Here is a 12,934-nt window from a genome sequence, read left to right on the forward strand (position 1 = left end):
CGTAAGGAGAGATTTACTGCTGCGGGAACCATTTGTCGTTGATGGCTTGGTAAGTGCCATTCGCTTTAATGGCGTTCAGCGCGCTGTTCAGTTTTTCCAGCAGCGCCTGATTATCCGGGCGAACGGCAATCCCCAAACCGATGCCGAAATAGGCCGGGTCGGTGACTTTCTCGCCGACGGTGGCCAGGTCTGGGTTGGCTTTCAGCCACTCGTTGACCACGGCGGTGTCGCCGAATACGCCGTCAAGACGACCGTTCTTCAGGTCGATCAACGCATTCTGGTAACTGTCGTACGGGACGGTTTTCACTTCCGGGTGTTTTTCCTGCAGGAATTTCTGGTGAGTCGTGCCGTTTTCCATGCCGATACGTTTACCGTTCAGGTCTGCCAGCGAGTGAAACTTGCCTTTCTGAGCGATGACGATCGCTGAATTAGCGTAGTACGGTTGGGTAAACGCCACTTGCTTGCTGCGTTCCGGCGTGATGTCCATGCCGGAAATCACCGCGTCATAACGGCGGAATTTCAATGCTGGAATCAGGCTGTCAAACGCCTGATTGGTGAAGCTACAGGTCGCCTGTAATTGCTTGCATAGCGCATTGGCGAGATCGATATCAAACCCGACGATCTGGTTGCCGGCATCCAGCGATTCGAATGGCGGATAGGTGGCCGACGCGGCGAAGCGGATGGTTTCTGCCGCCATTGCGTTAAAGGTCATGCTGCTAAAAGCGGTGCCGGCCAGCAGTGCGGCAAGAATCAGTTTTTTCATCAAGTACTCCAGCTTAACTTATGTTTATCAACGTGATTGTCGTTGAAAAGGATAACGATACCATGCCATTAAATGTATTTATATGCAAATAATATGATTATAAATTCAATTTTAGTTGTATTTATATTGTTTTTATGAGGGTGAAACACTGTAATAGTTTAAAAATAAAGCAGATTTTAATTGATGGTGAACCTGGGCTGGATGGGTTTTTATGCATAAAAACGCCGGCATGAAAGCCGGCGTAATCAGTGCATAAGTCATATTCGCTGATGATTCAGGTGTTGCGTTGTTCAAACCGCAGTGCGCGTCGCTCGACCAGGCGCATCAACAGCGTCAGCAGGCCATTGACGCACAGATAGACGATGCCGGCCGCACCAAACACCAATACATCGTAGGTTCGGCCGTACAACAACTGACCGTAACCCATCACTTCCATCAGGGTAATGGTGTAAGCCAGCGAGGTGCCTTTGAACACCAGCACCACCTCGTTGGAGTACGAAGAGAGCGCACGTTTAAACGCAAACGGCAGCAGGATACGCAGCGTCTGGCGCTGATTCATCCCCAGCGCCGCGCAGGATTGCCATTGTCCCGACGGAATGGCTCGCACCGCACCATAAAACAGCTGCGTGGTGTAGGCTGCGCTATTGAGCGCCAGCGCACTGACTGCGCACAACCACGGTTGCGATAGCAAATTCCACAGCCAGTCAATGCGGCGAATCGATTCGAACTGACCGGGGCCGTAATAAATCAGGAAAATCTGCACCAGCAGCGGGGTGCCGGTAAATAATGTGATGTAGCCTTTGGCCAGCACCGACAGCACCGGTGTTTTTAGCGTCAGGATCACCGTCAACAGCAGCGACAACAGTAATGCCAGCAACAGCGCGGCCAGTGTCAGCAACAGGCTGGTGTTCAACCCTTTGAGCAGTTCGGGAATGTAAGCCAACATCAGGACGGCCTCCGTTCAAAGCGTGTGGCGCGTGTTTCAATCCTTTTCAGGATCGCCTGACTTAACAACGTAATCACCAGATAGATCGCCGCGGCAATCATGTACCAGGTGAACGGTTCCTGAGTGCGGGTGGCGATGCTTTTGGTTTGCAGCATCAAGTCATTGACGCTGATCAGCGAAACCAACGCGGTGTCTTTCAGCAGCACCAGCCACTGGTTGCCGAGCCCCGGCAGGGCATGACGCCACATTTGCGGCATGATCAGACGGCGGAAAATCACGCTTTTGCTCATGCCCAGCGCCTGACCGGATTCCCATTGCCCTTGTGGCACCGCTTTCAGCGCCCCACGCAGCGTTTGCGATGCATAGGCGGCATACAGCAGCGACAAGGCAATAACGCCACACAAAAACGGGCTGACTTCAAAGTTATCGATAGCCAGTTTGACCGGTATTTGCGCCAGACCAAGATTGAGCGTGAAACCGTCGGACAGTATCAGCAGTAACTGGGACGAGCCGAAATAGATAAACAGCACTACCAGAATTTCCGGCAAACCGCGCAGCAGAGTGACTACCGCGGTGCCGCCGGCGCTGATGGTTTTCCAGCGTGCGGTTTCCCACAGGGCAAACAGCATAGCCAGCAGTAGCCCCAGCAGCAGAGCGCAAACGGCAAGGCCGACGGTCATCCCGGCGGCGCTTGCAATAGGTTGAAATTCAGTCATTGATTTTTATCGGATTACTGCTGGAACCATTTCTTGTAGATGGTCTGATAGGTGCCATCCTGCTTGATGTTGTTCAGCGCATCGTTGAATTTTTTCACCAGCTCATCATTGTTCTGGCGAACCGCAATACCCAGACCGATGCCGAAGTAGTCTTTATCGGTAACCTTGTTCCCTACGGATGCCAGATTCGGGTTCTGTTTCAGCCAATCGTTGACTACGGCAGTGTCGCCGAAAACGGCGTCCAGACGACCATTTTTCAGGTCCAGCACGGCATTCTGGTAACTGTCGTACGGCACGACGGTGATGTCTTGATGTTTATCCAACAGGAATTTCTGGTGCGTGGTGCCGTTTTGTACCCCGACACGCTTGCCTTTCAGCGCAGCGACATCGGCCAGCTTGTCTTTCTGAGCAATGAACAGCGCCGAGTTTTCATAGTACGGCTGGGAAAAAGACACCTGTTGCTGGCGCTCCGGCGTGATGTCCATACCGGCGATCACGGCGTCGTAACGGCGGAATTTCAGGCCGGGGATCAGGCTATCGAAAGCCTGATTGCTGAACGTACAGGTGGCCTGAATCTGTTTGCACAGCGCGTTGGCGAGATCGATATCAAAGCCGACGATCTGGTTGTTGGCGTCTACCGACTCAAACGGAGGATAGGACGCTTCGGTAGCAAAACGAATCGTTTCGGCTGCACCAGCGGAAAAGCTTACGCTGCCGAACAGGGCGGCAATGAACAGTTTTTTCATATTATTATCCTTATCTATCAGTGAGATAAATAGCCAGCGAACGCCGGTGTCTGTGGCTGGGAAAAGTGTGAGGCGTCGCCTTGTTCCACAATACGGCCGTTTTCCATGTACACCACGCGGCTGGCGGTCTTGCGTGCGAAATCCACTTCATGGGTGACGATCACCTGAGTGATGCCGGTTTCGCTCAATTCCTTAATAATGCTAACCACCTGAGCGGTGATTTCCGGGTCGAGGGCGGCGGTGGGTTCGTCGAATAATAACACCTGCGGTTCCATCATCAGCGCGCGGGCGATGGCAACACGCTGCTGTTGGCCGCCGGAGAGATGTAACGGATAGCGGTCGGCGAAGTCGCTCAGGCGCAGGCGGCTCAACAGTTTCTCCGCACGAACCTGCACATCCTGACGACCGAGCCCCAGCACGCGGCAGGGCGCTTCGACCAGATTCTGCTGTACGGTGAGATGCGGCCACAAATTATACTGCTGGAACACCATGCCGACATTGCGACGCAGTTCACGGATGGCATTTTCGCCGGGCGTCTGGCTGAAATCAAAAGTATTGCCGCCGATGCTCAGCGTACCGGAGCGGGGCGTTTCCAGCAGGTTCAGCACCCGCAGTAATGAACTTTTGCCTGCACCGCTGGGGCCAAGCAAGACCAGCGTTTCGCCGGATGGACAATCAAGGGTGACATCGAACAGCGCCTGGTGTGCGCCATAGAAACAGTTAATGCTGTTTAGTTGAATACTCATGCGCAAGAATTGAATAGACATTGATGCCGCAAATGGTAGCCTCGGCAGAATAGTTATGCAATCGTCACGGGTTAAAATTTGCGAATACATGACTTATTGTTGATATTTTAGCACAAAATCTCGCTTTGCTGCGATGACGGGTGGATTTGTCAAGGCGATAGCCGCACGGCGGCAAACAATCTTCATCCATAACTTTACTCAGTTATAGCCGGGTACGTTGCTGAAACAGGCGATTGATGACCTCTGTGTTGTAAAACGGTCTGTTTATGGCGGAAATTGCTATAAAAGTGTAAGAAAGCTGTGAGAAGGTGCAATTAGTCTGGTTATCGAACATCTGATGTGAGGAGGCATGATGCAGTTATCTACTACACCAACGCTGGAAGGACACGTCATTGAAACTTACTGTGGCGTGGTGACGGGAGAAGCTATCCTCGGCGCCAATATCTTTCGGGATTTCTTTGCCGGCATTCGCGATATCGTCGGCGGCCGTTCCGGTGCCTATGAGAAGGAGCTACGCAATGCACGACAGATAGCGTTTCGCGAAATGCAGCAGCAGGCTCAGGAACTGGGGGCGAATGCCGTCGTCGGTATCGATATTGATTATGAAACGGTAGGTAAAGACGGCAGCATGCTGATGGTGTCCGTCAGCGGCACAGCGGTCGAGGTCCGCCGCTTATGAATCGCCCGGTTATCGGGCCGGCATGGCGGAGCGCGGTCTTAGTTGTGCTGACGCTGCTGGCGGGCTGCCAGACGCGTGAACGTTATGTTGATGAGGGGGATTATCAACTGGATCTGTCGTCTCCGGCTATCAGCCGGGGGGAGCGGGTTCGTTTTCTGGTATTTCACTACACGGCTGAAGACCTGAGCACTTCGTTGGAAACGCTTACCACTGGCCATGTCAGTGCACATTATTTGGTGCCGGCGTATCCGCGGCAGGTCAATGGTAAGCCCGTCGCGTGGAAACTGGTGCCGGAGTCGCAGGCGGCCTGGCATGCTGGCGGCAGCTACTGGCGAGGTTACAGCCAGTTGAACGCGACATCTGTCGGTATCGAGCAGGAAAACCCCGGCTGGCGTCAGACCGCGTTGGGTACCTACTGGTGGCAACCCTATACGCCGCAACAGATTACGTTGGTAACCCGCCTGGCCCGCGACATCATTGCCCGTCATCATAATATTGCGCCGCAGAATGTAGTGGGGCATAGCGATATCGCTCCCCAACGCAAGGTCGACCCGGGGCCGTTGTTTCCCTGGCGTCAACTGGCGCTGGCGGGAATTGGTGCCTGGCCGGATGCACAACGCGTCCGCTTCTATCTGGGAGATAAACAGACATATACACCGACAGACAGAGGCGCGTTGCTGAAGAAACTGGCGTGTTATGGCTATGAGGTCAACCCGGGCATGAGCGAGGATCAGCAGCAGCGCGTCGTGGCGGCATTCCAGATGCACTTCCGGCAACAGCGTTATGACGGCAACGCCGACGCCGAAACTGAAGCGATTGCCGACGCATTGCTGGAAAAATACGGCGGGTCCTGCAAAGGGGCGACATGATTTAGCCCCATCAACAGGCATCAGTGTTATGGTGAGCGCGATGAGCCTGAAAACCGGTCGTTCGACTTATTCGGCCACACAGGCGTCATCGCGCAGAGGGGGTTAGTCGTTATCGGGCAGGCGATGGATATCCAAACGCTCCGCTTCCTGTGCCAGCGCGGCGATACGGCGCGCCATGCCGCGAAATATGAACAGATGCGCCGGCATCATCAGGAACCAATAACCCAGCCCGTTGCAGCCTGCCGGATGCCACCAGGCGCGAACATCCAGTACGCGGTAGGTTCCGCGGTCGTCAATCGAGAACGCCAGTCGCCCAAGTCCGGGCGCTTTCATACCAAACAACAGTACCAGTTGCTTAAGGGGCTTCACGCGGATGACTTTCCAGCCGTGCACGAGATCGCCTTCGATCAGCGTAGCCCGATTCGGGCGTTGGTAAATCACCTGATTACCGCATAAATCATCTATTTTGGCCCGGATTGCCCACAATATATTGGCGTAGAAATAGCCTTCCTTCCCGCCGATATTCTGCACTACTTGCCACAGCGCCTGACTGCTGGCATCGGTCTTGTGGCTGTAACCGGCTTGTTTAGGATAGAACGCGTAGTTAGGGCGCCAGCGTGCCTGGACTTCCGGGTCATATCCCCAGTCGGGGTGTTGCGCGGCGGCTTTTTCATCATCCAGCGTCGCCCGTACCGCGTCGTCAAATCCCAACAGCCGTTGTGGAATCAGGCGACGCAGCTCGCTATCGTCCATCGGCAAATCATGTCGTAACCCTTGTACCAGCGCCCGAGCGGTGGAACTGGAGACCGAGGTAACCAAATTCAGAAACCAGGCTGATACCAATCCGGTCGGTACGGGAACCGGTATCAGCAGGCGACGTTTACCCGTAATGCGGATAAAGCGTTCGAACAAGGTTTGATAACTGAGGTATTCCGGCCCGGCGGCGTCAAAAATCCGATGTCGGGCCGCGGGGTGATGCCTCAGCTCCGTCAGATACGTAAGCAGGTTTTCCAGTGCGATAGGCGCGGATTTTGAGCGTACCCAGCGCGGCGGTGTCAATACCGGCAAATTGTTCACCATGTCGCGCATAATTTCGAACGCGGCGGAGCCTGGGCCGACGATGATGCCGGCGCGCAGTTCGGTGACGGGAATATTGCTACTGCGCAGAATATCGCCGGTCAGTTTACGTGCCTGCATATGAACGGACGGCCGGTGTTCGGATTGCGCTGAACCTAAATAAATAATCTGGCGAACCCGACTGGTGCGTAGCACCTGGCGCAGGTTTTGCGCCGATTGGTATTCCCGCTCCAGAAAATCGGCGCCATCACCCATGCTGTGCGCCAGATAGTACAGAGTATCCGCCTGCCATAGTCCTTCCGGCAGCGTATACGGCTTCATCAGGTCCACATATTCACAGCGTACGCCGGGAAGATTCAGCGCCGCCAGCGAATCGATATGACGTGACGCGGCAATGACCGATTGTCCTTGACGGCTTAGACATGTCAGCAGATGCCGGCCAATATAACCACTGGCGCCAAGGATGAGAATCGGGGCGGGTTTGACGGTCATCATGTGTTTTTGCTCCTGCCACAACAGCGCGATTGATACTGCAGCGGTGTCCCTGTCGATGTTCACGCCCGCAATACATTAAGCCTGACAATACACTAAACCTGGTAATAGCTGCATTCAGCTTAGCAGTAATACCTATGACACAGCGTAGATTATGCCCCGCCATAAGCATGACGGTATTTAATATAACTGGAAGCTGAAAGGGGAAAAACCCCGCCTTAACGCTTTCTTAACGAAAATGCGGGGTCGATCCAGAGGCGCGATGTATATTGCCGTATGGCAAGGAGAGGCGGCGCGTCAGGCCAGTTCGACGTCACCTTGTAACTGGCAACTGCAGGCCAACACATAGCCGTTTTCAATCTCTTCGGCCGTCAACGTCATGGTGCTGGTGGTGGTGTAGTGGCCGCTGATAATACGGGTCTTGCAACTACCGCACACACCGGCACGGCAGGCCGCGTTGACCGGTAATTGATGACTTTCCAGCGCTGCCAGCAGGCTTATGCCGACCGGGACTTTCAACTGTTGCAATGAATGACGAATCGTCATGGTGAGTTGTTCGCTGTCATCGTCCACTTCGACATCCGTAGCACCGAACTGCTCTTTGAAAATACGATCGCGCGGCACGCCGGCCTGTATGCAAAATGTTTCCACCTGCTTCATATAAGGCTGTGGGCCACAGGTCATCACGGTACGGTTGGCGATATCCGGTACCTGCTGCAACAGCACCGACTCGGTAAGCCGCCCGCTGAGAAAACCGGCTTCAGCCTGCTGTTCCGCCATCAGCGTCAGTTTCAACTGCTGTGGGTAACGCTGGCGGAGCGCTTGCCATTGCGAAGCAAAAATCACGTGTTGCGGGTCGCGGACGTTGAAAATCACCTGAATATCGGTGTGCGGGCGGTTGGCCAGCAGCCAGCGCGTCATCGACATAATCGGCGTTACGCCACAGCCTGCGGCCAGCATCAGATAACGGTCGCCGACGGCGTGGGTACAGGTAAACTCGCCTTGCGCATCGGAGATCCACAGATAGTCGCCCGGTTTTACCTGTTCAGCCAGCCAGCGCGAGCCGGTGCCGTTTTCCAGTCGCCTTACGGTGAAGGTGATGAACGGGCTAAGCCCCGGTGAGGAGGACAACGTATAAGCACGCAGTGTTTCACTGCTGTTGGCGATGCTGACCAGTGCGTACTGGCCCGGTTGCCAGGGATAAAAATCATGGCTAATCAGGGAAATCGTCCACACATCCGGCGTTTCCTGATGAAGGGAGTGCACCTGCATACGGTTGGGGCACTGCGGAGTAGGCATGGTCATGGGCAGTCTCCATAACAGCCTTCCGCCGTGTTGCAGTGGAAGGCGAAGGTCAACAAAAAGGTCAGGCGGCGAGGATGTCTTTCAGGTCCTGCTCTACGGTGGTGATGGAGCGCATACCGAACTTCTCGTTCAGAATGGCCAGCAGCGACGGCGTCAGGAATCCCGGTGCGGTAGGGCCGGTGTAGATATTTTTTACGCCCAGCGCCAGCAGTGTCAGCAGGATGACGATAGCTTTCTGTTCGAACCATGACAGCACCAGACTCAGCGGCAGATCGTTGACGCCACAGCCCAGTTTTTCCGCCAGATTGACTGCCAGCATGATGGCGGAGTAAGCGTCGTTGCACTGGCCGACATCCAGTAGACGCGGCAAGCCTTCCAGCGTGCCGAAGTCCAACTTATTGAAGCGGTATTTACCGCACGCCAGCGTCATGATCAGGCAGTCCTGCGGTACGCTACGGGCGAAATCGGTGTAGTAGCTGCGTTCGGTACGGCTACCGTCGCAACCGCCGACCAGAAAGACGTGGCGCAGCTTCTTGTTGGCGACCAGATCAATCACGGTATCCGCGGCATTCAGCAACGTCTGGCGACCAAAACCGACGGTAATCAGGTGCTCAATCTCACTGTACGGGAAGCCCGGCAGTTGCTGCGCTTGTGCGACGACGGCGCTGAAATCGTCGCCTTCCAGGTGCTGTGCGCCCGGCCAGCCAACGATGCTGCGGGTCCAGATGCGGTCGGTATACTGGCCTACGTTAGGATCGATGATGCAGTTCGAGGTCATCAGGATCGGGCCAGGAAATTTGGCGAATTCGGTTTGCTGGTTCTGCCAGCCGCTGCCGTAATTGCCGACCAGATGGGAGAATCGCTTCAATTCCGGGTAACCGTGCGCCGGCAGCATTTCGCCGTGAGTATAGATATTGATGCCGGTACCTTCGGTTTGTTCCAGCAGCATGCGGAGGTCTTTCAGGTCGTGGCCGGAGATCAGGATCGCTTTGCCAGCAACCGGGCGCACATTCACCTGGGTCGGTTGCGGATGGCCGTAGGCGGAGGTTTCGCCCTGATCCAGAATCGCCATCACGTTGAAGTTCATTTTACCGATGGCCATCGCATTGCCAAGCAGCGTATCGACATCGGTAGGCGCGGTGCCAAGCCAGGCCATCAGTGCATGGTAATCGGCGTATATGGCATCATCGTGCTGCCCCAGTACGTGGGCGTGTTCCATGTAGGCGGCAGCGCCTTTCAGACCATACAGGCACAGCATACGCAGCCCGTGGATATCGTCGCCAATAGCGGCTTTATCTTTATTCAGCGCAAACTCGGCTGCCTGATGCAACAGTGTCGGGATGTCGTCGCCCGCCAGTTGCAGTTCCGCCATCGGGTGATCGACGGCGACGCTGGCGTCCAGCAATCGGCAGCGGGTGGCCAGGCTTTCACGCAGGTTAATCGCCTCGCGGGCATAACCGACGATACGTGGTGAATCAAAGTTCACGTTAGTCAGGGTAGAGAAGAAGGCGCGGGGAGCGAAACTATCGATCTCGTGGTCGATGATGCCCAGCGCGCGTGCCTGCAACGCCCAGGCCGACAATCCCTGGAGAACAGCAACCAGCAGGTCTTGCAGGTCAGAGGTTTCGGCGGTTTTACCGCACATGCCTTGCGCATAGGCGCAGCCGTTGCTGGCCGGGGTTCGGATGGTCTGTTCACATTGCACACAATACATGATGGCTTCCTTTTAAAGTTGCATTTTTAATGCCTGTTATGAGAATAGAACGGTTGCAGACCGCTAAAAAGGTTTTTTATATGCAATTTAAGCCGAAGTTGATTTAGCGCAATTTTACTTGTGGATGATAATCACTCGCGCCTGAGGGCCATTTTTATGCGTTGCGAGTCAGATCCGAGGTATAAGGCTTGACCCTGCCGTGCTTTTATCGTCATGCTCATCAGGAAAGTACAGAACAGGAGGCACGGATGTATCTGGAAAGAGTCGAGATTGTTGGATTCCGTGGCATTAACCGACTGTCGCTGACGCTGGATGACAATACCGTGCTGATCGGTGAGAACGCCTGGGGCAAGTCCAGCCTGTTGGATGCGCTTTCTCTGTTGCTGACGCCGTCGCCGCCCCTCTATCACTTTGATCTGCAAGATTTTCATTTTACACCGGGTGATGAAGCCAGCCGTGAACGCCACCTGCAGGTGATCTTTACCTTTTGCGAATCAGCTCCCGGGCATCATTTGGCTCCCCGTTATCGTTCGTTATCGCCGGTATGGATCAAGGGTGAAGGGCGCTTGCACCGCATTTTTTATCGTCTGGAAGGGGAAATGGATGAAAGCCAGGCGATTTTTACCTGGCGCAGCTTTCTGGATGCCAATGGTCAGGCGTTGGCGCTGGAGAATATCGACTGGCTGGCCAGCGAGGTGGTCCGATTACATCCGGTTCTGCGGCTGCGTGATGCGCGTTTTATTCGCCGTTTTCGCACCGGCACACTAATGCCGCAACTCGATGATAATGAACGGCTATCGCGCCAGTTTGAGGCGCTGGTGCGCGAATTGGCGCAGAATCCCAACCGGCTGACCAATCAGGAACTGCGGCAAGGTCTGGTGGCGATGCGCCAACTGGTTGAGCACTATTTCTCCGAGCAGAGTGCAGATCCGAACGACAGGCGTCATCATCGCCATGCGCGTGCCGGCAATGGCCGGGCGTGGCGCTCGCTGGATAACATCAACCGCATGATTTCCGGCTCCCACAACCGCAGTCGCCGCATTATTCTGCTGGAGCTGTTTTCCACCCTGTTACAGGCTAAGGGTTCGGCGGTGCTTGACCCGCATGCACGGCCATTGCTGCTGATTGAAGACCCGGAAACCCGGTTGCATCCGATCATGCTGTCGGTGGCGTGGGGGCTGTTGACGCAATTGCCGTTGCAGAAGATCACCACCACCAACTCGGGTGAATTGCTATCGCTGGTGCCGGTCGAGCAGGTGTGCCGTCTGGTACGTGAATCGGCGAAGGTGGCGACTTACCGTATTGGTCGTCAGGGGATGACCCAGGAAGACAGCCGCCGCATCACCTTCCACATTCGTTTCAATCGCCCGGCGTCTTTGTTTGCGCGCTGTTGGCTGCTGGTGGAAGGCGAAACCGAAGTCTGGATGCTCAGTGAACTGGCGCGTCAGTGCGGGCATCATTTTGAGGCGGAAGGGGTGAGGGTTATCGAGTTTGCGCAGGCAGGGCTAAGACCGCTACTGAAATTCGCCTATCGCATGGGGATTGAATGGCATGTGCTGGTCGATGGCGATGACGCCGGGAAAAAATACGCGGCGACGGTCCGTAGTTTGTTGCAATCACAGGGCGAATCCGAGCGCGACCATTTAACGATGCTGCCGGCGCTGGACATGGAGCACTTCATGTACCGTAATGGGTTTAGTCAGGTTTACCATCGTATTGCGCAATTACCGGAGCCGGTGCCGTTATCAGCGGCTAAAATCATTACCAAGGCAATTCATCGGACGTCGAAACCGGATCTGGCGATTGAGGTAGCGATAGAGGCCGCATCGCTGGGGGAGTCGGCGATTCCTCCGCTGATTCGCAGTATGTTTTCGCGGGTATTGTGGCTGGCGCGCGGACGGGCGGATTAAAATACCGGCTGCCCGACGGCGGCCGGTATTGGACTCGTTTTGACCTGGTTACAGGAATAAAGGAGAAAGACCGGAAAGCGTAAGGTGAGTATTCAGGCGACCGTTTCACCGGCGACCGGTACGATCAGACTGGCGTGATTTCCTTTAGGCCCCTGGTGCACGGTAAATTGCACCACCTGACCTGCTTTCAGCGTCCTGTAGCCGTCCATCTGAATGGTTGAATAGTGGGCGAAAATATCTTCACCACCGCTCTCGGGACAAATAAAACCAAAGCCTTTGGCGTTATTGAACCATTTAACAGTACCTGTCTCCATGCATCTTCATCCTTCGCTAGAGTGTTCTCTAAGGTGAGGTTATTGGGTTAAGGCAAACCGAATTGATTAAAACAGCATCAATCCAACCCTACACTCTAGTGAAATCGCCCTTGCCGTCAAGCACTCGGATCGGACAGGTTGCAGCAGGTTTGTGAAAATTTGATATAGATAACGCTATCGTCAGGTTTTATTGCCGTTAATATCAGGAAGGAGCATTTTCGAGGTCTGAGCGATTTTGATAGGTCGGTGATACAATGAAAATCAGGCATGCTGCTGTGATAACAGCCAGCGGATAAGTAGCAGAACTGATTTTGGGTAGAAGATGGGAAATCATAGCACCGGGCCACAGACCGACGACCTGACCAAAGAGCATTATACTGAAGCTTTGCAGCCGCCATCGATGTATAAAGTGATACTTAACAATGACGATTACACGCCGATGGAATTTGTTATTGACGTTCTGCAAAAGTTCTTTTCTTATGATATTGAACGTGCAACGCAACTGATGCTTACGGTTCACTATCAAGGTAAAGCCATCTGCGGCGTATATAGCGCCGAAGTGGCGGAAACCAAGGTGGAGCAGGTGAACCGCTATGCCAGGGAGAACGAGCATCCGTTGCTCTGTACGCTGGAAAAAGCCTGAATAGGGCAATTTAT

The 12,934-nt window shown here is 54.5% G+C and carries 13 protein-coding genes; 4 read left to right on the top strand and 9 right to left on the bottom strand.

Annotated elements, in window-relative coordinates:
- Positions 1-13: 13 nt before the first annotated feature.
- From DCH402_RS08950 to artP, 5 genes are all read right to left on the bottom strand, one after another.
- Complete coding sequence (locus DCH402_RS08950) at positions 14-763, bottom strand: arginine ABC transporter substrate-binding protein (protein WP_040000772.1); 750 nt, start codon at positions 761-763, stop codon at positions 14-16.
- Between the two features lie 274 nt (positions 764-1,037).
- Complete coding sequence (gene artM / locus DCH402_RS08955; RefSeq protein ID WP_040000773.1) at positions 1,038-1,709, bottom strand: arginine ABC transporter permease ArtM; 672 nt, start codon at positions 1,707-1,709, stop codon at positions 1,038-1,040.
- Entirely contained in the window at positions 1,709-2,425 is a 717-nt protein-coding gene (gene artQ, locus DCH402_RS08960) for an arginine ABC transporter permease ArtQ (RefSeq protein WP_040000775.1), read from the bottom strand. The genes artM and artQ overlap by 1 nt, the downstream gene beginning before the upstream one ends.
- A gap of 14 nt (positions 2,426-2,439) precedes the next feature.
- Complete coding sequence (gene artJ / locus DCH402_RS08965; protein ID WP_027712256.1) at positions 2,440-3,171, bottom strand: arginine ABC transporter substrate-binding protein; 732 nt, start codon at positions 3,169-3,171, stop codon at positions 2,440-2,442.
- A 17-nt stretch (positions 3,172-3,188) separates the two neighbouring features.
- Positions 3,189-3,917 carry an arginine ABC transporter ATP-binding protein ArtP gene (gene artP / locus DCH402_RS08970; protein ID WP_152486906.1) on the bottom strand — a complete coding sequence of 243 codons (729 nt, stop codon included), beginning with the start codon at positions 3,915-3,917 and terminating at the stop codon, positions 3,189-3,191.
- 352 nt (positions 3,918-4,269) lie between these two features.
- Between artP and DCH402_RS08975 the strand changes: the two genes are divergently transcribed.
- Both DCH402_RS08975 and DCH402_RS08980 read left to right on the top strand, forming a co-directional pair.
- Positions 4,270-4,596: a heavy metal-binding domain-containing protein gene (locus DCH402_RS08975; RefSeq protein WP_040000777.1), complete on the top strand. Its 327-nt coding sequence runs from the start codon at positions 4,270-4,272 to the stop codon at positions 4,594-4,596.
- Positions 4,593-5,465 (top strand): N-acetylmuramoyl-L-alanine amidase, encoded by an 873-nt coding sequence (locus DCH402_RS08980; RefSeq protein WP_050583286.1) that lies wholly within the window; start codon positions 4,593-4,595, stop codon positions 5,463-5,465. The genes DCH402_RS08975 and DCH402_RS08980 overlap by 4 nt, the downstream gene beginning before the upstream one ends.
- Positions 5,466-5,567: 102 nt before the next feature.
- On the opposite strand, the gene DCH402_RS08985 is transcribed toward DCH402_RS08980, so the two are convergent.
- The 3 genes from DCH402_RS08985 to hcp all read right to left on the bottom strand — a co-directional run bounded on the left by DCH402_RS08985 (position 5,568) and on the right by hcp (position 10,053).
- Positions 5,568-7,037, bottom strand: coding sequence for a DUF2867 domain-containing protein (locus tag DCH402_RS08985; protein WP_081642150.1), 1,470 nt, complete (start codon positions 7,035-7,037; stop codon positions 5,568-5,570).
- A gap of 294 nt (positions 7,038-7,331) precedes the next feature.
- Positions 7,332-8,339, bottom strand: a complete 1,008-nt coding sequence (hcr, locus tag DCH402_RS08990) for an NADH oxidoreductase (RefSeq protein WP_040000778.1) — start codon at positions 8,337-8,339, stop codon at positions 7,332-7,334.
- A gap of 61 nt (positions 8,340-8,400) precedes the next feature.
- Entirely contained in the window at positions 8,401-10,053 is a 1,653-nt protein-coding gene (gene hcp, locus DCH402_RS08995; RefSeq protein ID WP_040000779.1) for a hydroxylamine reductase, read from the bottom strand.
- A gap of 248 nt (positions 10,054-10,301) precedes the next feature.
- Between hcp and DCH402_RS09000 the strand changes: the two genes are divergently transcribed.
- Positions 10,302-11,963, top strand: coding sequence for an ATP-dependent endonuclease (locus DCH402_RS09000; protein ID WP_040000781.1), 1,662 nt, complete (start codon positions 10,302-10,304; stop codon positions 11,961-11,963).
- A 92-nt stretch (positions 11,964-12,055) separates the two neighbouring features.
- Here DCH402_RS09000 and cspD read toward each other — a convergent pair whose 3' ends face one another.
- Entirely contained in the window at positions 12,056-12,277 is a 222-nt protein-coding gene (gene cspD / locus DCH402_RS09005) for a cold shock-like protein CspD (protein WP_012770072.1), read from the bottom strand.
- 322 nt (positions 12,278-12,599) lie between these two features.
- Between cspD and clpS the strand changes: the two genes are divergently transcribed.
- The gene (clpS, locus tag DCH402_RS09010; protein ID WP_012770071.1) at positions 12,600-12,920 is read left to right on the top strand and encodes an ATP-dependent Clp protease adapter ClpS; all 321 of its coding nucleotides are present in this window, start codon (positions 12,600-12,602) and stop codon (positions 12,918-12,920) included.
- Positions 12,921-12,934: the final 14 nt, after the last annotated feature.

This window comes from Dickeya chrysanthemi NCPPB 402, from assembly GCF_000406105.1.
GTDB lineage: Bacteria > Pseudomonadota > Gammaproteobacteria > Enterobacterales > Enterobacteriaceae > Dickeya > Dickeya chrysanthemi.